The 19520-nt window shown below is 71.0% G+C and carries 21 protein-coding genes; 12 read left to right on the top strand and 9 right to left on the bottom strand.

Annotated features, from left to right (window positions below):
* Nucleotides 1-3 precede the first annotated feature (3 nt).
* Entirely contained in the window at nucleotides 4-1446 is a 1443-nt protein-coding gene (locus BM041_RS19890) for an ABC transporter substrate-binding protein (RefSeq protein ID WP_245762176.1), read from the bottom strand.
* A gap of 192 nt (nucleotides 1447-1638) precedes the next feature.
* Between BM041_RS19890 and BM041_RS19895 the strand changes: the two genes are divergently transcribed.
* From BM041_RS19895 to BM041_RS19920, 6 genes are all read left to right on the top strand, one after another.
* The gene (locus tag BM041_RS19895; protein WP_175534048.1) at nucleotides 1639-2649 is read left to right on the top strand and encodes a succinylglutamate desuccinylase/aspartoacylase family protein; all 1011 of its coding nucleotides are present in this window, start codon (nucleotides 1639-1641) and stop codon (nucleotides 2647-2649) included.
* Between the two features lie 31 nt (nucleotides 2650-2680).
* Complete coding sequence (locus BM041_RS19900; protein ID WP_092961639.1) at nucleotides 2681-3445, top strand: class II aldolase/adducin family protein; 765 nt, start codon at nucleotides 2681-2683, stop codon at nucleotides 3443-3445.
* An 11-nt stretch (nucleotides 3446-3456) separates the two neighbouring features.
* Nucleotides 3457-4440 carry a Bug family tripartite tricarboxylate transporter substrate binding protein gene (locus BM041_RS19905; protein ID WP_139226107.1) on the top strand — a complete coding sequence of 328 codons (984 nt, stop codon included), beginning with the start codon at nucleotides 3457-3459 and terminating at the stop codon, nucleotides 4438-4440.
* Nucleotides 4441-4585: 145 nt separating this feature from the next.
* Complete coding sequence (locus BM041_RS19910; RefSeq protein ID WP_092961641.1) at nucleotides 4586-5893, top strand: MmgE/PrpD family protein; 1308 nt, start codon at nucleotides 4586-4588, stop codon at nucleotides 5891-5893.
* Nucleotides 5890-7041: an FAD-dependent oxidoreductase gene (locus BM041_RS19915; protein WP_092961642.1), complete on the top strand. Its 1152-nt coding sequence runs from the start codon at nucleotides 5890-5892 to the stop codon at nucleotides 7039-7041. The genes BM041_RS19910 and BM041_RS19915 overlap by 4 nt, the downstream gene beginning before the upstream one ends.
* Nucleotides 7038-7784, top strand: coding sequence for a maleate cis-trans isomerase family protein (locus BM041_RS19920; protein ID WP_092961643.1), 747 nt, complete (start codon nucleotides 7038-7040; stop codon nucleotides 7782-7784). The genes BM041_RS19915 and BM041_RS19920 overlap by 4 nt, the downstream gene beginning before the upstream one ends.
* A 107-nt stretch (nucleotides 7785-7891) precedes the next feature.
* Here BM041_RS19920 and BM041_RS19925 read toward each other — a convergent pair whose 3' ends face one another.
* The 3 genes from BM041_RS19925 to BM041_RS19935 all read right to left on the bottom strand — a co-directional run bounded on the left by BM041_RS19925 (nucleotide 7892) and on the right by BM041_RS19935 (nucleotide 10197).
* A complete protein-coding gene (locus BM041_RS19925; RefSeq protein ID WP_092961644.1) occupies nucleotides 7892-8329 on the bottom strand; it encodes a DUF6481 family protein in 438 nt (145 codons plus the stop codon).
* A gap of 156 nt (nucleotides 8330-8485) precedes the next feature.
* On the bottom strand, nucleotides 8486-9814 hold the full coding sequence (locus BM041_RS19930) for an ammonium transporter (RefSeq protein ID WP_092961645.1): 1329 nt from the start codon (nucleotides 9812-9814) through the stop codon (nucleotides 8486-8488).
* A 44-nt stretch (nucleotides 9815-9858) separates the two neighbouring features.
* Nucleotides 9859-10197, bottom strand: a complete 339-nt coding sequence (locus BM041_RS19935) for a P-II family nitrogen regulator (RefSeq protein WP_092961646.1) — start codon at nucleotides 10195-10197, stop codon at nucleotides 9859-9861.
* Nucleotides 10198-10405: 208 nt separating this feature from the next.
* Here BM041_RS19935 and BM041_RS19940 point away from each other — a divergent pair, with 208 nt between their 5' ends.
* A complete protein-coding gene (locus BM041_RS19940) occupies nucleotides 10406-11707 on the top strand; it encodes an FAD-dependent monooxygenase (RefSeq protein WP_092961647.1) in 1302 nt (433 codons plus the stop codon).
* Between the two features lie 25 nt (nucleotides 11708-11732).
* On the opposite strand, the gene BM041_RS19945 is transcribed toward BM041_RS19940, so the two are convergent.
* Entirely contained in the window at nucleotides 11733-13319 is a 1587-nt protein-coding gene (locus BM041_RS19945) for a sensor histidine kinase (protein WP_092961648.1), read from the bottom strand.
* Nucleotides 13320-13865: 546 nt separating this feature from the next.
* Between BM041_RS19945 and BM041_RS19950 the strand changes: the two genes are divergently transcribed.
* The 5 genes from BM041_RS19950 to BM041_RS19975 all read left to right on the top strand — a co-directional run bounded on the left by BM041_RS19950 (nucleotide 13866) and on the right by BM041_RS19975 (nucleotide 16873).
* Nucleotides 13866-14600 (top strand): phosphatase PAP2 family protein, encoded by a 735-nt coding sequence (locus BM041_RS19950; RefSeq protein WP_092961649.1) that lies wholly within the window; start codon nucleotides 13866-13868, stop codon nucleotides 14598-14600.
* 178 nt (nucleotides 14601-14778) lie between these two features.
* A complete protein-coding gene (locus tag BM041_RS19955; protein WP_139226108.1) occupies nucleotides 14779-15177 on the top strand; it encodes a hypothetical protein in 399 nt (132 codons plus the stop codon).
* A gap of 1 nt (nucleotide 15178) precedes the next feature.
* The gene (locus BM041_RS19960; protein ID WP_092961651.1) at nucleotides 15179-15481 is read left to right on the top strand and encodes a hypothetical protein; all 303 of its coding nucleotides are present in this window, start codon (nucleotides 15179-15181) and stop codon (nucleotides 15479-15481) included.
* Between the two features lie 585 nt (nucleotides 15482-16066).
* Entirely contained in the window at nucleotides 16067-16303 is a 237-nt protein-coding gene (locus tag BM041_RS19970) for a type IIL restriction-modification enzyme MmeI (protein ID WP_092961653.1), read from the top strand.
* Between the two features lie 321 nt (nucleotides 16304-16624).
* The gene (locus BM041_RS19975; protein ID WP_217648778.1) at nucleotides 16625-16873 is read left to right on the top strand and encodes a hypothetical protein; all 249 of its coding nucleotides are present in this window, start codon (nucleotides 16625-16627) and stop codon (nucleotides 16871-16873) included.
* A 245-nt stretch (nucleotides 16874-17118) separates the two neighbouring features.
* On the opposite strand, the gene BM041_RS19980 is transcribed toward BM041_RS19975, so the two are convergent.
* From BM041_RS19980 to BM041_RS19995, 4 genes are all read right to left on the bottom strand, one after another.
* On the bottom strand, nucleotides 17119-17514 hold the full coding sequence (locus BM041_RS19980; RefSeq protein WP_092961655.1) for a gamma-butyrobetaine hydroxylase-like domain-containing protein: 396 nt from the start codon (nucleotides 17512-17514) through the stop codon (nucleotides 17119-17121).
* A 25-nt stretch (nucleotides 17515-17539) separates the two neighbouring features.
* Nucleotides 17540-17728: a Trm112 family protein gene (locus BM041_RS19985; protein WP_092961656.1), complete on the bottom strand. Its 189-nt coding sequence runs from the start codon at nucleotides 17726-17728 to the stop codon at nucleotides 17540-17542.
* A gap of 27 nt (nucleotides 17729-17755) precedes the next feature.
* Entirely contained in the window at nucleotides 17756-18418 is a 663-nt protein-coding gene (locus tag BM041_RS19990; protein ID WP_092961657.1) for an LON peptidase substrate-binding domain-containing protein, read from the bottom strand.
* An 88-nt stretch (nucleotides 18419-18506) separates the two neighbouring features.
* The gene (locus BM041_RS19995) at nucleotides 18507-19454 is read right to left on the bottom strand and encodes a thioredoxin family protein (protein WP_092961658.1); all 948 of its coding nucleotides are present in this window, start codon (nucleotides 19452-19454) and stop codon (nucleotides 18507-18509) included.
* Nucleotides 19455-19520: the final 66 nt, after the last annotated feature.

Genomic DNA, 19520 nt, shown 5'->3' on the forward strand with positions numbered 1-19520 from the left:
CGCCTAGGCCAGGGAGATCCCCCACATGCGGGGGATGCGATAGGGCTTGTAGTCCCGCACACTGGCCCGCGTGGCCTGCACGATGCCGACATCGCCGCATTTGATGGCGATGGCCTGGTCATACATCCGCGCCTGGAAGTCGCTGACCGCCTTCTTCCGCTCCTCCGCCGAAAGCGAGGTCGTCAGCCGCCGCTGGCAATCCTCGATCACCTCGTCCCGCGCATGCTGCACCGGGGCGTGGCCGCTGAAGAAGCCGACCACGCCATAGGGTCCCTCATAGGGCTCGATCCCCAGCATCAGCGCCCAGAGGTGCCATCCCGTGCGCTGCGTGCGCTGGCTGAAGGCCGTCGGCCAATCCGTGATCACCACCTTCACATTGATGCCCACGGCCCGCAGCTGCTCCGCCGCCGTCACGATCGTCGCCTGGTGGTTGGAGAAGCTGCTGTCGCCGAGCAGGATGATCTCCTCGTTCCGATACCCGGCCTCCCGCAGCAGCGCCCGCGCGCGGTCCTTGCTGTTGATGTTGTAGAGCGGGCGGCCGACATCGCCGGCGAAGAACTCCGTCCCCGGATGCTGCCAGCCATGCGTCATGCGATACAGGCCATCGGTGGAGATCGCCATGATCTCCTCCAGGTCCAGGGCCGCCTGCAGCGCGCGGCGGAACACCGGATTGTCCATCGGCGGCATGACGTGGTTCAGCATGAGGGTCTGGAAGGACCAGGGCATCATCTCATGCATCGCGAGATTCCGGTCGTTCCGCAGCCGCTGCGCCGCCGGCACCGCGATGGCTTCCAGGATCTGGATCTCGCCCGCCTGCAACCCCGCCGTCCGCGCGCCCCCTTCCGGCACGAAGCGGATCATCAGGTTCTCGACATTCGCGACCTTGCGCCCGGCAAACCCGTCCATCCCCTGGTAGACGGTGTTCTGGACATAGTCGGAAAAGCGGGTCAGCCGCACATGGCTGTCAGGCCGGAACTCCACGAAGCGGAAGGGCCCCGTGCCGATCACCTCGATGCGCGACGCATCCTTCCCCGCCTCCTCCTCCGGGATGATGGCGCAGGGCGCGCGGGGGGAGGATATGCCGGCGATGAAGCCCGGGCTCGGTTCCTTCAGCCTGACGACGACGGTCTTCGCATCCGGCGTGTCGATCGCCTCCACCGGCTGCATGATGAAGGCCGACCCGCCTACGCGCCCGTAGCGCAGCAGTGATGCCTTCACATCCGCGCTCGTCAGCCGCTTGCCGTTGTGGAAGCGCGCATCGCGCAGCGAGAAGCGATAGGTCAGCCCATCGGCGGAAATGTCGACGCCCTCCGCCAGGTCCGGCTTCGGGTTGCCCGCCTCGTCGCGGGCGAAGAGCGTCTCATAGACATGCAGGTTGATGTTGCGGCTGGCCTGCGCCGTCGTCACCTGGGCATCGAGGGAGGGCGGCTGCGCCTGCTGCGCCATCACGACGGTGCCGCGAGCGCCTTGTGCGATCGCTGGCTTCGCGAGAGGAGAACCGGCCGCCGCGGCGGTTGCGGCAAGACCCAGTTGGCGACGTGTCAGCATGGACCGACCCCCCTCTCCCACATTGTCGCGACGATGCTAGCCTTCGCTTGCGGCGGGGTTCAATCCGCCACGTCGAGGAGCGCGGAAGAAATGTCGGCCCAGTCCTCCCTTGCCGGGAGCCCCGTCGTCGCCGAGGTCGATTTCGCCGCGAAGGGCCGCCAGGCCGGCCATCTGCGCGTGCCGCAATCCCGCGACGACAGCGGCTGGGGCACCATCCCGGTGCCCATCGTCGTCGTCGCGAATGGCAGCGGCCCCACCATGCTGCTGACCGCCGGCAACCATGGCGACGAATACGAGGGCCAGGTCGCGCTGCTCGACCTCGCCCGCACGCTGAAGCCCGAGCAGGTGCAGGGCCGCGTCATCATCATCCCCGCCATGCACTACCCCGCCTGCGCGGCGGGCAAGCGGCTCAGCCCGCTCGATGGCCGCGACTTCAACCGCTGCTTCCCCGGCGATCCCTTCGGCGGCTTCGCCCTCTCGCTCGCGCATTACATCGACAGCGTGCTGCTGCCGCTCTGCGACTACCAGCAGGATCTGCACTCCGGCGGCACCGGCATGGACATCGTCGCCAGCACGGCGGGCCACGTCCTCGATGATGCAGGCCTGCAAGCGAAGACCCTGGCGATGGCCGATGCCTTCAACGCCCCCGTCACCATGCTGCTGCGGGAGGTGAATGCCGGCCCCACCCTGCTCGCCCAGGCGGAAGCCCGCGGCGTCGTGGCACTCTCCTCCGAACTCGGCGGCGGCGGGCGCCTCAACCCCGCCAACCTCGCCATCACCAGGCGCGGCGTGGCGAACCTGCTGCGCCATGCCGGCATCCTGGACGGCAAGCCGGAGATCACGACGCCATCCCGCCGCATGACGGTGCCCGACCTCGCGCACTATGTCTTCGCCCCCTGCGACGGCATCTGGGAAGCCGCGGACATCCTCGGCAGCAGCGTCGAAGCCGGTGCGCCCGCCGGATTGCTGCACCGCATCGAGGATCCCACTGGCCCCGCCATCCCCCTCTCCTACGCCGCCACCGGCCTGCTCTGGTGCGTGCGCCATGCGGGGCGGGTGAAGGTCGGGGACCCCGTGGCCGTCATCGCCCGCGACCTGTAGGCTTCACCCGAACCCGGAGGAGGGCTCGATCATGTCCGCCATCATCGAACGCCTGAGCGACAGCGCGGCCGAGGCCGCCGAATGGGAACTGCGCTGCGACATGGCCGCCGTCTTCCGCGTCGCGGCGCGGGAAGGCTGGAACGAGCAGATCGGCAACCACAACTCCCTGATGCTGCCGGGGGACGGCCCGCCGCGCTTCCTCATCAATCCCCGCGGCTATCTCTTCCAGGAGTTGAAGGCGTCCGACCTGATCGTCTGCGACCTGGACGGCAAGGTGCTGCAAGGGACGGGCGAGCTGCGGAAGGTCGCCTTCCACATCCATGCGCGCATCCACCTGCTGAACCCGCGCGCGGCCTGCGTGGTGCATGTGCATCCCCGCTGGCTGACGGCGCTGTCCCTGCTGCGGGACACCGAATTGCAGCTGTCCCACCACAACAACCTGCTGCTGAACGACCGCATCGTCTACGACCAGGAAGGCGACGAACCCGTCCACCACAATGAGGAAGGCGACCGCATCGCGCGCTGCCTCGGCGATAAATCCGTCATGGTCATGCGCGGCCATGGCGTGACGGTGGTCGGCCCCACGGTCCATGACGCCTTCGACGAATGCTTCATCGCGGAACGCACCGCGATGTACCAGATGACGGCGATGTCCACCGGGCGCGCGATGCACACGCTGCCCGAGAGGCTCCGCCGCAACCACCTCGGCCCCTGGGGCGAGAAGATCGACGCGCGCCTGCACCTGAACGCCTGGCGTCGGGTGCTGGATCGCGAGGAACCCGATTATCGTCAGTGAAGGCCCCGACCATGCATAACGCCACACGCCGCGCCCTGCTTCTCGGCGCGGCGCTCGCCGTGCCGTCACTCGTTCGCGCACAGTCCGCCTGGGCCCCCACGCGCCCCGTCCGCCTGGTGCTGCCTTTCGCGCCGGGCGGGCTGACGGATATCCTGGCCCGCGCGGCGGCCGACCAGCTTTCCGCCCGCTGGGGCCAGCCCGTGGTGGTGGAGAACCGCGCCGGCGCCGGTGGCAACCTGGCCGCGGAGGCCGTCGCCCGCGCCACGCCGGATGGCCACACCCTCCTGGTCGCGACGCAGGGCATCATCGCCATCAACAAGGTGCTGTTCGAACGGCTGAGCTACGACCCCGACACGGATTTTCTCCCGATTGCCATGCTGGCGGAACAGCCGAACCTGCTCGTCGTCTCGCCCCGCGCGCTGCCGGATGTGACGGATGTGGCATCGCTGGTGGCCAGGCTGCGCGCCACGCCGGATGGCCTGCCCTATGGATCGAATGGCGTCGGCAGCTTCACGCATCTCTCGATGGAATTGCTGCGCGCGACGCTCGGCGTGGCGATGACGCATGTGCCCTATCGCGGCAGCGCGCCGCTGCTGACGGACATGGTCGCCGGCACCATCCCCGTGGCGCTGGATGGCCTCGCCACCTCCAAGCCGCAGGTCAGCGCGGGCGGCGCGCTGCGCGCCATCGGCGTGACCAGTGCGCGCCGCTTCCGCGCCATGCCGGACGTGCCAGCCATCGCGGAGACCGTATCCGGCTTCGATGCCAGCCCCTGGTATGGCGTCTTCGCCCAGGGCACCACGCCGGAGCCGATCCAGGCCGGGCTGGAAGCCGCCTTCCGCGCGGTTCTCGAAGGCCCCGCCTGGGCCGCGGTGCTGGCGCAGCGGGAGGCCGATGCCATGCCCCAGGGCCGCGCCACCCTCGCCACCCTGATGGATCGGGAGCGCCGCATCTGGCGCGACGCCGTCCGCCGCTCCGGCGCCCGCGCCGAGTGATACCGGACGCACGAGGTTCCGACCTGCGGCCCGAAGGGCCGAGCGGCCGAATGGCCGCCGCGGCAAGTGCCGCGAAGCCAAGGGCCGCGGATGCGGCCCGCCCGGCGTTTGAGGGGCACGAAGGTGAAACCTTCGGGCGCCTGGTATGACTTTTTCGAGTGTCATCGCCTGGGCGGCGGCCGGTCCGCCGCCCGGCAGCGCGGCCGCCGCCAAGGCGCGGCTGCTGCTGCTGGACAGCCTGGGCTGCGCGCTGGCGGGGCTGCGGCATCCCCGCGTGGCCGCCTACGCGACGGCCATGCAGCACGCCTTCCCCGGCGATGTGGCGCTGGCTGGCGCCCGCCTGGCGCCGGCTGCGGCCGCCGCCGTGCTCGCCGCCGCCACCTGCTGGGACGAGGCGAATGAAGGTCTCGCCAGCGCCCATGGCCGCCCGGCGCTGCCCGTCGCGCCGCTCGCCCTGGTCGCCCGCGCGCGCGGCGCCGATACCCCTGCGGCGCTCGCCGCCTTCGCGCTGGGGTATGAGGTCGCGGCCCGGGCCGGGCAGGCCTGGCGCATCCGGCCCGGGATGCATGTGGACGGGTCCTGGCACAGCCTCGGCGCCGCCGCCTGCGCCGCCGCGCTGGCCGGGCTGGATCCGGGGGGCATCGGCCGCGCCGTGCGCCTCGCCGCCTGCCAGATCCCCTTCTCCCTCTACGCCCCCATCGCCGCCGGGATGGATGGCCGCAACAGCTACGCCAGCCACGCCGCCCTGCTTGGCAGCCTGGCCGCCGCCGGCGCCTGCGCGGGAATGGATGCGCCGGATTCCGGCTTCGCCGAGGGCCGCCGCATCGCGCTGGGGCACGAGGCGCCAGCGCAGGTCGCGCCGCCCGGCGAATGGCTGCTGGAAGCGGCCTATCTGAAGCCCTTCGCGGGGGTTCGGCACGCGCATTACGGGGCGGCGGCGGCGATTGAGCTGCGCCGGACGCTGGCGCAAGGCTCCGCCCCCTCACCCAACCCTCTCCCGCCGCCGGGGGGAGAGGGCTTTTCGAGAATCACCCTCTCCACCTATGCCGAGGCGCTGCGCTACGCCGGCAACCGCGCGCCCCAAGCCGCCATCGCCGCGCAGTTCAGCCTGACCTGGGCCGTCGCCGCCGCGCTGGTCCAGGGCGATCTCGGTCCCGCCGCCTATACCGACGAAGCCCTGGCCGATCCGGCACTCCGCGCCCTCGAAGCCTCGATCGAATTGCGGGAAGACCCCGCCCTCACCGCCGCCGGGCTGCGCGGCGCCACGCTCACCATCGGCGAGCACAGCGCCACCATCACCGGCGTCACCGGCGACCCCGACCGCCCGATGTCGGAAGCCGAGGCCTTGGCAAAATTCCGCCGCTTCGCCACCCCGACCCTGGGCGAGGCCGGCGCCACCGCCGCCATCGCCGCCCTGTTGCATGACCAGCCGGCCAAGGACCTTTTCGGGTGACCACCCACGACACCGATATCCTGATCGCGGGCGCCGGCCCGGTCGGCCTGACCCTGGCGCTTGCGCTGCACCAGCGCGGCATCGCCGTGCGGGTGCTGGAGAAGCGCGACGGGCTCTCCACCGCGTCGCGCGCCTCCACCTTCCACCCACCCACCCTCGATGCGCTGGACAGCCTCGGCGTCCTGAAGCCGCTGCTGCCGGGCGGCGTGCGCATCGACCGCATCCTCTGGCGACGCGTCGATGACGGCAGCGCCGCCAGTATCGACCTCGGCATCCTGGCGGATGACACCGGCTTCCCCCATCGCTGGCACCGGGAACAGCAGGACGTCACCCCCGCTCTGCTCGCCGCCCTGCCGCCGGACACCGTCCGCTTCAATGCCGGCGCCCAGGCCCTGGCCCAGGACGATACCGGCGTGGAGGTCACTGCCGCCGACGGCACCACCCACCGCGCCCGCTACGCCATCGGCTGCGACGGCGCCGGCGGGGCCATCCGGGCGCTGGCGGGAATCGCGGCCGATACCAATGACTACGCCCATCGCGTGCTGCGCCTGCTGACGCCGCTGGACCTGCGGGATCACATCCCGGGCCTCGACGGCCTCGGCTATCTCTATGACCAGGCCGGCTCCTGCTCCCTGCTCCGCATGCCGAAGGTCTGGCGCCTGATCTTCCGCGTCGGCCCCGACATGAGCGACGAGGCCGCACTCGAGGAAGACCATGCCCGCGCCCGCATCGCCCGCTTCCTGCCGGCGCTGCGGGACCTGCCGATCGAGGGCCGGGACGTCTATGGCGTGAAGCGCGCCATGGCGCTGTCCTACCAGGCCGGCCGCGTGCTGCTGGCCGGGGATGCCGCGCATCTGACGAACACCCGCGGCGGCATGAACATGAATGCCGGCATCCATGATGCGATGACGCTCGCCGCCACCCTCGCCGCCGTCCTGCACGGCGCGCCCGATGCCCTGCTGCAATCCTGGGCCGAGGCGCGGCTGCGCGTCGTCCGCGACGCGCTGCTGCCCCGCACCGATGCCCGCGTCGCCGCAACCCCCGCGGATGAGGTCGCCCGCATGGCCGCCCTGACGCCCCGGGAAACCCTGACCTGGGCGCGGGAGGCCAGCATGCTCGACATTTCCCGTGTTGGATCGCCCGCATGACCCACCCGCCCCGCGCCTGGCATCCGACGCACCGGATCGCGCTGGTCACCCCCTCCGCCAACCCCGCGGTGGAGCATGAGACGCGCCACCTGCTGGCCCCCCAGGCCGCGCTGCACGTCACCCGCATGCCCGTCATGCCCGGCACCACCCTGGAACAGCGCAACGCCGCCTATCTAGAAGCGCTGGACCGGTCGCTCGATGGCTTCGGGGCGCTGGCGATGGATGCCGCCATCTACGGCATCACCGGCCCCAGCTACGCCGTGACGCCGGAGCAGGACGCCGCCACGCAGGACCGCGTCTCCGCCGCGCTGGGCCGCCCGATAGTGCTCGCCGCCCGCGGCCTGGCGGAAGCGCTGGCCGCCCTCGGCCGACCGAAGCTGTTGCTGTTCTCCCCCTATCCCGGCTGGCTGACGGAGCGTGCGGAACGCTACTGGCGCCTGGCCGGGCTGGAACTGGCGGACAGCTTCAAGGTCAGCGAGACCTTCCGCGCCTATGAGCTGACGCCGGAGGAAGTGGCCGATGGCCTGGCGAAGCTGAACCCGCCCGCCGATTGCGCCGTGCTGCTGTCCGGCACCGGGATGCCGACGCTGGATGCCATGGAATGGATGCGGGAGAGGCTGGGCGTGCCGCTGCTCTCCTCCAACCTCGCCAGTGCCTGGGCCGTCTCGAAGCGCCTCGGCCTGCCCGCCGGCCCGGCGCTGGCGGCCTGCAACCCGGAGCTGGCGGCGATGCTGGGACACTGAAACCCAAGACGCCCGGTGGCCCACAAAACGGCGGGCCATAGAACAGAACGCCCGGCGGGCGCAGGGCCAGCCGGGCGTTCCGTCGTCTTCCGCCGCAGCGGGAAGCCTTACTTCGTGCGCGCCTTGCGGGCGGCGTAGCGGGCGTCGCGCTTGGCCTTCTGCTCGGCCGCGACGGCCAGGGCGCGGGCCTTCTTCTCGGCATCCAGGATGGAGGCGCGGTTCATCGCGTCGATCTCGGCGGCGCGGGCGCGCATCGCTTCCTCGGCGGCGCGGCGCTCCTCCTCCTTCCGGGCGGCGGCGGCGGCGGCTTCGGCGGCGGCCTTCTCGGCGGCGATCCGGGCGGCTTCCGCGGCCTTGGCGGCGGCGCGTTCGGCCTGGCGCTGGGCGCGCGCCTCGGCGATCGCCTTCTGCTCCGCCATCTTCTGCTGGACGGCCGGATCGTCGAGGCGGCTCTTCAGCGCCTGGAACTTCTCGGCTGCCTTCTTACGGGCCTCTTCCGCCGCGGTGCGACGGTCATTGAAATCAAACAGCTTGCGTGCCTGCATGATGGCTATCTACTCCGGTCGCGACCCATGGCCAAGGGGTAAGGCCGTGCGTGGGATGCAACCCTCGCCTGCTTTTGTGCGGGTCATGCCCCTGCCAACGAAAAACGCCGGGGGTTGCCCCCCGGCGTCCCTCACTCACCCCGAAGGCGGGGGGTGTCAGCCGATCCGCTCGCCATGCAGCGTCACGTCCAGGCCCTCGCGCTCCTCCTCCTCGCTGACGCGGAGGCCGACGATGGCGTCCACGATCTTGAGCAGGATGTAGGTCGCGACCGCCGTGAAGACGAAGACCGCCGCCACCGCGTAGATCTGGATCAGGAACTGCGACAGCGACGCGCCGTAGCCTTCCGGCGTGGACGCCGAGGCCGAGAGCGGGCCGTAGGCGAAGAGGCCCGTCAGCAGCGCGCCGGTGATGCCGCAGATGCCGTGCACGCCGAAGGCGTCCAGGCTGTCGTCATAGCCGCACCAGTGCTTGAGGGCGGTCGCCCCCCAGAACCCGGCCAGCCCGGCCACGATGCCGATCACCAGCGCGGAGCCCGGCAGCACGAAGCCCGCCGCCGGGGTGATGGCGACGAGGCCCGCCACCGCGCCGGAAATCGCACCCAGGACCGAAGGCTTGCCCTTGGTGGCCCATTCCGCGATCAGCCAAGCCAGCACCGCGCCAGCGGCCGCGATCTGCGTCACCAGCATCGCCATGCCCGCACGCGCGCCGGCGCCGACGGCGGAGCCCGCGTTGAAGCCGAACCAGCCCACCCACAGCAGGCTCGCGCCGATCACGGCAAAGGTCAGGTTGTAGGGGGACATGTTGTCCGTCCCGTAGCCGACCCGCTTGCCGAGCACGATCGCCGCCACCAGACCGGCTACGCCGGCATTGATGTGCACCACCGTGCCGCCGGCGAAGTCCAGCGCGCCGAGGGCGAAGATCCAGCCATTCGGGTGCCAGACCCAGTGCGCGACGGGCGAATAGACCAGCAGCGTCCACAGCGCGACGAAGATCATCAGCGCGGAGAACTTCATCCGGTCCGCCACCGCGCCCGTGATCAGGGCGGCGGTGATGATCGCGAAGGTCATCTGGAACATCGCGAAGACGCTCTCGGGGATCGTCGTCGCCACCGCGGCGTCGCCGCTGCCCAGCGTGAAGGGCTTGTCCCAGTTCTCGGCCATGCCGCCCATCAGCAGGCGGGACACGTCGCCGATATAGGCATTGCCCTCGCCGAAGGCGAGGCTGTAGCCGGCCACCATCCACAGCACCGCGACCAGCGCGGTGATGGCGAAGGACTGCATCATCGTCGCCAGCACGTTCTTCTTGCGGACCATGCCCGCATAGAACAGCGCCAGGCCGGGCACGGTCATCATCAGCACGATCGCCGTGCTGGTCAGCATCCACGCCGTGTCGCCCGTGTCGATCTTCGCGTCCTCCGCGAAGGCCGGCGCAGCCGCGAGCATCGCCGGCAGCGCCATGGCCGCGGCGCGCGCAAGCATCCTCATTCCCCCATTCCCCGTCATCGGTGTTGAATCCCGGCCCTGCATGGTCACAGCGCCTGGTCGTCGGTCTCGCCCGTGCGGATGCGCAGCGCGCGTTCCACATCCAGGACGAAGATCTTGCCGTCGCCGATCTTGCCGGTGCGCGCGGCACCCGCGATCGCCTCGACCACCGCATCCACCATCTCGGCGGGCACGGCCACTTCGATCTTGAGCTTCGGCAGGAAGCTCACATGGTACTCGGCACCGCGGTAGATCTCGGTCTGGCCCTTCTGCCGGCCGAAACCCTTCACCTCGGTTACCGTCAGCCCCTGCACGCCGAGCGGGGTGAGCGCATCGCGCACCTCGTCCAGCTTGAAGGGCTTGATGATCGCCATCACCAGCTTCATCGCGCCGTAGATCCCCTTCCAAGGCTTGTGGCCGGAGTCCAATCCAAGGACCGTGCCACCCGCGCGCAACACCGTTGCGCCAGGGACTCACTCGCCTGTTGGTTGCCATGCCGCATCGCAGCATTCGAACACAGCACAAAATTTGGGCAATTGCCTGTTTCCTGACAGACCCTTGCCGAACCGCGATTCCAGGCCGACTCTCACCCCCATGAGCCCAACGACCCACCTCGACGTCTCGGTCGCCATCGTCGGCGCCGGCCCCGTCGGCGCCACCCTCGCCGCCACCCTGGGCGCCGCCGGAATCCCCACCGCCATCCTGGACCAGGCGCCCCTGCCGCCCATGGAACTCCCGGATTTCGACGGCCGCGCCTATGCCATCGCCCTCACCAGCCAGCGCCTGCTGGCCGCCGCCGGCATCTGGGACCGCCTGCCCGGCACCCCCCAGCCCATCCGCCACATCCGCGTCGCCGATGGCCGCCCCGGCCACCGCCCCTCCTCCCTCAAGCTCGATTTCAACGCGGCGGAGGTCTCGGAACCGGGCGCCGACACCCCCTTCGGCTGGATGGTCGAGGCCCGGGCGCTGCGCGTCGCGCTGAACGCCCGCCTGCCCCATCTGCCCAACCTCCACGTCTTCACCCCCGCGGAAGCCAGCGTCACCCGCAGCGCCGAGGGCGCCACCCTCCGCCTGACGAAAGGCCCCCACGCCGGCACCACCATCCAGGCCCGCCTGGTCGTGGCGGCGGAGGGTCGGAACTCCCCGCTGCGCCAGCAGGCCGGCATCACCGTCGCGCGGCATGACTACGGCCAGACCGGCATGGTCGGCGCCTTCGCGCATGAGAAGCCGCACAACGGCACGGCGCTGGAGATGTTTCTGCCGAACGGCCCCTTCGCCCAGTTGCCCCTCGCCGGCCCCGGGAATTTCGGCACGTCGGAATTCCCCCATGCCAGCGCCTTCGTCTGGGCGGATCGCCGCGACCTCTCCACCCGCTTCCTGGCGATGGATGACGCTGCCTTCGGCCGCGAACTGGCGCGCCGCCTCGGCGACCATCTCGGCCGCATCAGGCCGATCGGCCGCCGCTGGTCCTATCCGCTAACCGCGCTCTGGGCGTCCCGCCAGGTGGATACCCGGCTCGCGCTGGTGGGGGATGCCGCCCATGGCATCCATCCCGTCGCCGGCCAGGGCCTCAACCTCGGCTTCCGGGACGTCGCCGCCCTCGCCGAGGCGATCATCGAAGCGGTCGCCGCCAACGAGGACCCGGGCAGCGCCGCCGTCCTGGCCCGCTACGACCGCCGCGCCCGCCCCGATGCCGGGCTGATGCTCGCCGCCTGCCATGGCCTCGAAAAGCTGTTCGGCAATGATTTCGGCCCTGTTCGCCTGGCGCGCCGCATCGGCATCGCCGCGGTGGACCGCATGCCGCGGCTGAAGCGCGCCTTCGCGGAACGGGCGATGGGCATGGGGCCGGGGGTGACAGGGCTGCTCGGCGGGCAGGGGTTGCTGACGCGGGGCTGACGGCCCCCAGGGCAGTTGCCCCGGATCAGCCCGGGGACATGCCGGCCGGCGCCAGCGCGGGCAGCGTGACCCGAACCACCGCCCCGCCATCCTCGTTGCCCAGCGCGATGCTGCCGCCACAGGCCGTGATGGCCGTGTAGGCCAGGGCGAGGCCAAGCCCGACCCCCTTGCCCACATCCTTCGTCGTGAAGAACGGCTCCAGCCCATGCCGCAGCGCGCTGGCGGACAAGCCGCCGCCATTGTCGGCCACGGTCAGCACGACCTGCCCTTCCATCGCCTCGACCGCCAGCCGGATCGCCCCATCGGGCCGCCTCGTTGCCACGACCGCATCACGCGCGTTCAGCAGCAGGCTCATGATCGCCTGTTCCAGCGGGTTCGGCCGGCCCATCACCCCGGGAATCGCCGGGGGAAGGGACAGGGTCAGCGCGATGCCGGACGCCCGGATGGACGCCGCCGTGAGGAGGAGCGCGCGCCGCGCGACCTCCCCGAGGTCCAGCATCTCCAACACCGCGTCCCCGTCATCCTGCCCCCCGAAGCTTCGAAGATGGTCGATGATCTCGCGGACGCGCAGCGCGGTCGTGGCGATGCTGTCGAGCCGCGCCAGGGCTTCCGGAATGGCGTCGGCGCCGGATCGCTGCAGCGTCAGCATCGCCGCATCCGCGGCCAGGACCATGATGGCCAGGGGCTGGTTCAATTCATGCGCCAGTCCCGTCGCCATCTGGCCGAGCGAGACCATCCGCGTGGACTGGATCAGCTGCGCCTCCGTCCGCTTGCGCTCCTCGATTTCCCGGGCGAGCCGCGCCGCGAGGTCCTCCGCGCGCATGCGCGCCTCGCCGGCACTGCGCCGCAGGCGGACGAGGTCCGTCACATTGACGTGGGTGCCGATCAGGCGGCCATCATGCGTGCGATGTTCCCGCACCCGCACCCAGCGGTCGCCCGGCAGGGGCAGTTCGAAGGGTGCGCCCGGGACGAGTGAATTCTTGGACCAGCAGTGCCTGGCTGCCTCATTCTCCGCCGGCACGGTGCAGGCCACATCGAGGATGTCGGGGAAGCTACGCCCGATGGCATCGGCGGGCGATGCCAGCCCGTAGGTCTCCGCGAAGCGGCGATTGGCGCGCAGGATGCGGCCCTCTGCATCCCGCACCACCAGCCCGTCCGCGAGCCGGTCGATGATCTCGCCATCGACCTGCCCACCGGAACCCACCATGCTCGCCGCCAGCGTGTCACCATCCCGCCGTGGGGCGACGAGGTGCCAGAAGCGCAGGCTGCCGATGCCGGGCAGGCGCAGCACATTCGCGCGGATCCAGCGGCCATGATACAGGAACTCGTAAGGCGCATCCTGCCAGCGGTGGCGTTGCATCGCCTCGGCGATGTAGCGATCGATATGCGGCAGTTCTGTCGCATCGAGCTTGCCCCGGAAGAGGCGGCGAAGGCCCTCGGCATAGGGCTCGCCGACCTTGATGTGTCCGGCATGCTCCGGGAAGAGGCCCAGCAGCTCCGGGCTCCACCGCAGCATCCGGTCCTCCTCGTCGAGTGCGAGGGCCGGCACGCCGAGGCTATCGAGGGCGTCCAGCCCGCCGGAGACCGCCTGCAGGACGCGGTGGCACAGCATCGCTCGCTACAGGCCGATCGGTTCGGGACCCGGCGTTCGGGCCTGAAGCAGTTGTGACCGTATCGGCTCCAGCATCGCGGCATCCCCGTGTAACCATGACGGTTGCATCTGGCGGGGACCCTGTCACGGGACCGGAACCGCTCACTTGGAAAAAAGACAAATTTTATTATTAGATCGTTAATCTTCCGGCGGCGCGGTGCCCCGCGCACCCACGCCCAGCCACCTGTTAGCATCGCGCGCCAGCCCCATTCCCGGGGCGGCTGCCAAAGGCCTCACCGCAGGCCGGCATCAGCCGCCAGCACGGCATGGCCGGCGCCTGCGCGCCGGAGAGGCCGCACCACGGCACGTCGCCGGGGACGTTCCTGCCCACTGGCCGGCCCGGGCCATCCCGGCCGCGCGCCTGTCCCGCGTGCCAGCGCCTCCGCCGGGGTGGATCGCCGCGCCGCCATCGCAGGGCTCTCCTCACATTGACGCGGATGACGCCGGCCCGGCGGAACCTTCGGCGAGCCCGCGGCATTCCGCCCCCCGCCACACCGGGGTGTCCTTGTGAACGAACCGCTGCCGACGCCGCCCCTCAACCCGATCGACGCGGCCGGCCTCTCCCTCATCCAATCCCTGTCCGGCCGGTCGGAGGTCTTCGACTGGGCGCTGCGCTTCCTCCTGACCGTGGACCTCGCCAAGCTCGGCGTCCCGGTGCTCTGCGCCGCCTATGCCTGGCTGGCCCGCGCACCGGGGGAGGCACCGGCCGCACGATCGCGTCGCGTCCTCGGCAGCCTCGCCGGCGTCATCCTCACCATCGCCTTCGGCCGCTTCATCCAGGATTCGATGCCGCCGCGGGACCGCCCGCGCCTCACCCTGCCGCCCGATCTCTTCCCGCAATCCGCCGCCCTGCCGACGCTGGGGGAGTGGTCCTCCTTCCCCTCGGACCACGCGGTCCTGGCCGCGGCGCTGGCCACCGCCGCCTGGGCCTTCTCCCGTCGCCTCGGCCTGGTCGCCGCCCTCTGGGCCGCGCTCGTCGTCTGCTTCCCGCGCCTCTATTTCGGCTTCCATTACCTGACGGATTTGCTGGCCGGCGCGGCGATCGGCGTGGCGCTCACGCGCCTCATCATGGCCCTGCCCTGGCCGGAGGCACCGCTGCGGGGCTTCGCCCGGCTGCAACGCCACGCCCCCGCCTGGCTGTCCCTCGCGGTCGTCCTGATCGCCTATGAGTTCATCACCCTCTTCGCCACCACCCGCCGCGTGCTGGGCGCGGTGAAGGATGTGGTGCACGCGCTCGGCTGACCCACGGGCTTGAACCGCCCCACCTTGAACCGCCCCCGGGCCAAGGCCATCTCCGCGCCATCGATCCGGGCCCCTCTGGCGCGCCCTGCCCGCCGCAAGCGGGACAGGCCGCGCGATGTCGGATCACCACCTCGTGCCGCCCGGCAGACACCGGCGCCACGACATGGGGGCCTCGACCATGACCAGCACCAGCCAACCCTCCGCGCCCAACCCCCGCCTGGCCGGGGTGCTGCGCGCCGCGGGCCTCGTCCTCCTCGTCATCGGCGCCGCCGGCTACCTGCTGCCCAGCGGCACGGTGCACTGGACAGCCCTGATCCCCGCCATCCTCGGCGCCATCGCGCTCGGCGCGTCCTTCCTCCGCAACCCCTGGGCCGCGGCCGGGCTCGGCGCCTTCGTCTGCGCCATCGCGCTGATGGGCGGCGGCACCGCCCTGCCCCAGCTTCCGGCCTTGCTGGCGGGGGAAGCCGGGCCCGCCACCGCATCCCGCGCCACCACCGCCATCGTGGCGATCCTGGCCCTCGCCGGCCTCGCCCACGCCCTGATCCGCGGCCGCCGCCAGGACCTGGGGAACGCCTGAGATGATCGAGGCCCTCTTCGCCTGGTTCATCGCCACCTTCCTGATGGGGCCGCTCCAATCCGGCCTGGCGACGGCCATGGAAGCCGGCCGGGCGCCGGCCGCCGTGGTCGAACAGGTGACGCGCTGCGCCACGGACGCCACGCCACGGCTGGTGGACCGCGCCATGGACGATCCCTGGTGGGCCATCTCCACCGCCATCGGAGCCACCATCGGCAGCACCACGCCCGAAGCGGTGCTGCGGGACGCGGCGCCAGGGTGCGCGGCAGCGCTGGCGGCGGCACGGCCGTTCCTCGGCCGGGGATGACGGCAGCAGGGAGGGCGCTGCCCTCCCCGCGGCGCATGACGCCGGACGACTTCATCGCCGAATGGCAGGCCAACACGCGCGGCGAACGCGCGGCCTAGGTCGAATAATTCAACGACCTCTGCCGCCTGCTCGGCGAACCCACCGCCAACGAAGCCAACCCCGAAGGCGGCCACTTCGCCATGGAATACAAGGGGCACGGCGCGGACCTCCGCCCGGCCTTCAACCAGCTCCAGCGCTACACCCTCAGCCTGGACAGCCCACCCCTGATCGCCGCCTGCGACTTCGACAAGATCGCCATCCGCACCGCCTGGACCAACGCCGTCAGCCAGATCCACGAGATCCCGCTGGACGCGATGCGGGACCCGCGCGAACTCCGCAAACTCAAATGGCTCCTCTCGGACCCCGAACGCCTCCACCCCGGCCAGATGCGCGAAGCCCCCACGGCCGCAGCCGCGACCGATTTCGCGGACCTCGCCCGGCGGCTGCGCGCCCGCGGGCATGACGCCTTCGCGGTCGCCCACTTCATCAACCGCATCGTCTTCTGCCTCTTCGCCGACAAGGCCGGGCTGCTGCCTCATCGCGAAAATGCTCGCCACCTCCCACCGCTTCCCCGACCGCTTCCCGAAACTGGCCGGCCAGCTCTTCGTCGCCATGCGCACGGGGGGCGAGGTCGGCATGGAAGCCATCGAATGGTTCAATGGCGGCCTCTTCGACAGCAACGCCGCCCTGCAGAAGGCCGCGGAACGAGCCTGGGCGGATATCGAACCCTCGATCCTCGGCACCCTCTTCGAACGCGGCCTGGACCCGGAGAAGGAAAAGTAGATCGGCGCCCACCACACCGAGGCCACCAGGATCGCCCGCATCATCGAACCCTGCATCCAACGCCCCCTCCGCGCGGAGTGGGACGCCGCGCCGATACCGGGAGGGTTCCGGGCGGCGCCGACCTCGTCTGCTACTGGTTCGAGAAATCGCGCGAATCGGTCGAGGATGGCTGGGCCAGTTGCGCCGGGCTGGCCAGCACCAACAGCATCCGGGGCCGCCACCTACGCCGCCGCCGCCCCGCGCCATCGTCATCACGGCGGCCGCGAAAGCCCTGGTCGAGGCCCGGGACGCCTGGCTCAATCCGCCGGAATGGGGGAGCGTGTGTCGGAAGTGGTCCCCGGCTACCCGGACCGCCTCATCCCCCGCCTCGGCCATGAACGGGACCTCCGCGCCCGCACCCTGACGAACCTCTACAACCCGCGCGGCACGGCGGAGGGTGCCTGGCTGGATAGCCTCCATGCCCGCCTCGATGCCGCCGTCGCCGCCGCCTATGGCTGGCCCGCTGACATCGCGGAGGAAGACGCCCTCGCCCGCCTCCTCGCCCTCCACCAGGCCCCTGCCCCCCGTTGAGCCCCGCCCCACGAACCCGAACACCGATTCCGCTGGCGTCCGGCCTTATGTTCACGGTATGTTCCGGGTACGCCCGGTGCCCCCGGGCGGCTCCTTGAAACCGCCCCATCCGAACCCCCACCCGCCCCGCCCGGGGCCGGGTATTTGTCCAAAGCCACCGCTGAATCGGTGCTAAACGTCCTAAAAGCCCTAAATCGGCAGTATTCTCGGGGATGCGCGCCGCGCGGGACCGGCCGACGCCGCCATCACCCCGGACCGGCGCCGGAAGCCCCGGCGCCCCGCCTGGCCGGCGGATCGCGGGACAGCCCCTTGGCGGCCAGCGCCTGTTCATAGGCCGCCCAGCGCGCCTCCTGCTCCTCCACCAGTTGGCGGAGGAAGTCCCAGCTGTAGATGCCGGTGTCGTGCAGGTCGTCGAAGACCAGCCGAACGCCGTAATGGCCGACCGGCTCCACCCGCATGATGCCGACATGCCGGCGCCCGGGCACGATCACCCGCTGCCCCGGTCCATGCCCCTGCACCTCGGCCGAGGGACTTTCGACGCGCAGATATTCCGCCGCCAGGGCCGCCCTTGTGCCGTCCTCCCAGGCCAGCTCCAGCCGCTTCTCGGCCCGGTTCAGCCGGATTTCCGTGAGCTTCGCCATCAGCGCCTACTCCGGGACGGGCCTGTCAGCCCAGCTTGCGCGCTTCGTCCGGCAGCATGATGGGGATGCCGTCCCGCACGGGATAGGCCAGGCCCGCCTTCTCGCTCACCAATTCGCCGGCTTCGCGGTCATAGCGCAGCGGCCCCTTGGTGACCGGGCAGACCAGGATCTCCAGCAGCCGCGGGTCCACCGCGCCGGCGCTCGTCTCGCTCATCGTCAGGCTCCGTCAGACAGGGCCGGTTTAGCTTGGCCGCCCCTCGGGCGCCATGCCATGGCCATGGGCATCCATCTGCATCAGCGCCACCAGCATGGATGCGCGCTCCTCCGGCCCGCGGGCCTCCAGCAGGGCCTGCTTCTCCCGCGCATCAAAGGGGCAGACCATGCAGAGCGTCGTCACCAGCATGGCGTCGCCGGTGTTCTCGACTGCATCCCAGTTCGCCTCGATCCCCCGCGCCTTGAAATAGGGGCGCAGCGCGCCGACCAGTGCCTCCCGGTCGATCCGGGGCTTCTGCCCCACCATCAGGTCCGGCGCGTAGTCGCCATATTCGACCAGCGCGCGCCGGTAGCCGCGGCGCAGGCCCACCTCCTCCATCACCCGGAAGCGGATGACGCCGGTCAGCGTGATCAGGTAGCGCCCGTCATCCGTCTCCGCGAAGGAGGACAGCCGGCCGAGGCACCCCACCCGGTAGACCTGGCTGCCGACTTCCGTCCGCAGCAGGGCGGGGTCGGGCATCACCATGCCGAACATCCGCCCGGCGGCCAGGCTGTCCTCCACCATCGCAAGGTAGCGCGGCTCGAAGATGTTGAGCGGCAGCCGGCCTTCCGGCAGCAGCAGCGCGCCGGAGAGCGGGAAGATCGGGATCTCCGCGGGCAGCTCGTCGAAGGCGGGATGGAAGGGGGGCATCGGTTCCGTTTCCGCCGCCGGGCCAATTCGCCCGGCGGTCACTATGGCGCCGCGTGTCACCCCGCGCCCCGGGCTGGGGCGGCGATGATCAGCGGAACAGTAGGGTGGAGAGCTTCCGCCGTCCCGCAAGGGTCGCCGGGTCCGTGAAGCCCCAGGCCTCGAAGAACTTGAGCAACTGCCTGCGCGCCGCTTCCTCGTTCCACGCCTTGTCGCGCTTGATGGCCTCGATCAGCGCATCGGTCGCCTCGGCCCGCTTGTCCATGGCGTTCAGCGCGACGGCCAGGTCGATCCGCGCGGCGTGATCATCCGGGTCCGCCGCCAGGCGCCGCTCGAACTCGCCGAGCTTCTCCCGCGCCCTGCGGCCCTCGGCGGCCAGTTCAAGCGCCGATCGGATGGAGGCGATCTCGGCATGGTCGCGGATCTTGGCCGGGACCTGGTCGATCACCTCCTGCGCCTGCTCCTCCTCCCCCAGCGCCACCAGGCAGCGGGCCATGCCGGCCAGGGCCTCGGCGTTCTCGGGCTCCTGCTCCGCCAGCGCCGCGAACAGCTCCACCGCCCCGGCATGGTCACCGGCCTCGACCGCCGCCTTGGCTTCCGCCAGCAGGTCGGCCGCCGGGCTCTGGCTGCCCCCCATCTTGAGGAGGTTCTCGATGAACTTCTTCACCTCCCCTTCCGGCAGCGCGCCCTGGAACAGGTCGGCGATCTGGCCCTGCACGAAGCCGACCACCGTCGGCACCGACTGCAGCGGCAGCCCCATCTGCGCCAGCTGCTGGACCAGCTGGCGGTTCTTGTCGATGTCGATCTTGACCAGCTTGACCCGGCCCTGCGCGGCGCGGACCACCTTCTCCAGCGTCGGCGTCAGCGTCTTGCAGGGGCCGCACCAGGTCGCCCAGAAATCGACGAGGACCGGCGTTTCCTTGCTGGCCTCCACCACGTCGGCCATGAAGGTCCGCTGGTCACCGTCCTTGATGACGTCGCCGCCGCCCGGGGAACCGCCGGGCGCCGTCTGGCGGGTCGGGTCGAAGATCACGTCCATGGCAGCTTTTCCTCGGTCCGGCCGCGCCCGATGGGCACGGCGAGGGGGGGTTCTTGGTGCATAGAT

The sequence above is a fragment of the Falsiroseomonas stagni DSM 19981 genome (assembly GCF_900114315.1).
GTDB classification, from domain to species: Bacteria; Pseudomonadota; Alphaproteobacteria; order Acetobacterales; family Acetobacteraceae; genus Falsiroseomonas; species Falsiroseomonas stagni.

Coding starts and splice junctions, on each gene's coding strand:
- BM041_RS19890 (WP_245762176.1), bottom strand. CDS start 1,446: ATGGCGCAGCAGGCGCAGCCGCCCTCCCTCGATGCCCAGGTGACGACG.
- BM041_RS19895 (WP_175534048.1), top strand. CDS start 1,639: ATGTCGGCCCAGTCCTCCCTTGCCGGGAGCCCCGTCGTCGCCGAGGTC.
- BM041_RS19900 (WP_092961639.1), top strand. CDS start 2,681: ATGTCCGCCATCATCGAACGCCTGAGCGACAGCGCGGCCGAGGCCGCC.
- BM041_RS19905 (WP_139226107.1), top strand. CDS start 3,457: ATGCATAACGCCACACGCCGCGCCCTGCTTCTCGGCGCGGCGCTCGCC.
- BM041_RS19910 (WP_092961641.1), top strand. CDS start 4,586: ATGACTTTTTCGAGTGTCATCGCCTGGGCGGCGGCCGGTCCGCCGCCC.
- BM041_RS19920 (WP_092961643.1), top strand. CDS start 7,038: ATGACCCACCCGCCCCGCGCCTGGCATCCGACGCACCGGATCGCGCTG.
- BM041_RS19925 (WP_092961644.1), bottom strand. CDS start 8,329: ATGCAGGCACGCAAGCTGTTTGATTTCAATGACCGTCGCACCGCGGCG.
- BM041_RS19930 (WP_092961645.1), bottom strand. CDS start 9,814: ATGAGGATGCTTGCGCGCGCCGCGGCCATGGCGCTGCCGGCGATGCTC.
- BM041_RS19935 (WP_092961646.1), bottom strand. CDS start 10,197: ATGAAGCTGGTGATGGCGATCATCAAGCCCTTCAAGCTGGACGAGGTG.
- BM041_RS19940 (WP_092961647.1), top strand. CDS start 10,406: ATGAGCCCAACGACCCACCTCGACGTCTCGGTCGCCATCGTCGGCGCC.
- BM041_RS19945 (WP_092961648.1), bottom strand. CDS start 13,319: ATGCTGTGCCACCGCGTCCTGCAGGCGGTCTCCGGCGGGCTGGACGCC.
- BM041_RS19955 (WP_139226108.1), top strand. CDS start 14,779: ATGACCAGCACCAGCCAACCCTCCGCGCCCAACCCCCGCCTGGCCGGG.
- BM041_RS19960 (WP_092961651.1), top strand. CDS start 15,179: ATGATCGAGGCCCTCTTCGCCTGGTTCATCGCCACCTTCCTGATGGGG.
- BM041_RS19970 (WP_092961653.1), top strand. CDS start 16,067: ATGCTCGCCACCTCCCACCGCTTCCCCGACCGCTTCCCGAAACTGGCC.
- BM041_RS19980 (WP_092961655.1), bottom strand. CDS start 17,514: ATGGCGAAGCTCACGGAAATCCGGCTGAACCGGGCCGAGAAGCGGCTG.
- BM041_RS19985 (WP_092961656.1), bottom strand. CDS start 17,728: ATGAGCGAGACGAGCGCCGGCGCGGTGGACCCGCGGCTGCTGGAGATC.
- BM041_RS19990 (WP_092961657.1), bottom strand. CDS start 18,418: ATGCCCCCCTTCCATCCCGCCTTCGACGAGCTGCCCGCGGAGATCCCG.
- BM041_RS19995 (WP_092961658.1), bottom strand. CDS start 19,454: ATGGACGTGATCTTCGACCCGACCCGCCAGACGGCGCCCGGCGGTTCC.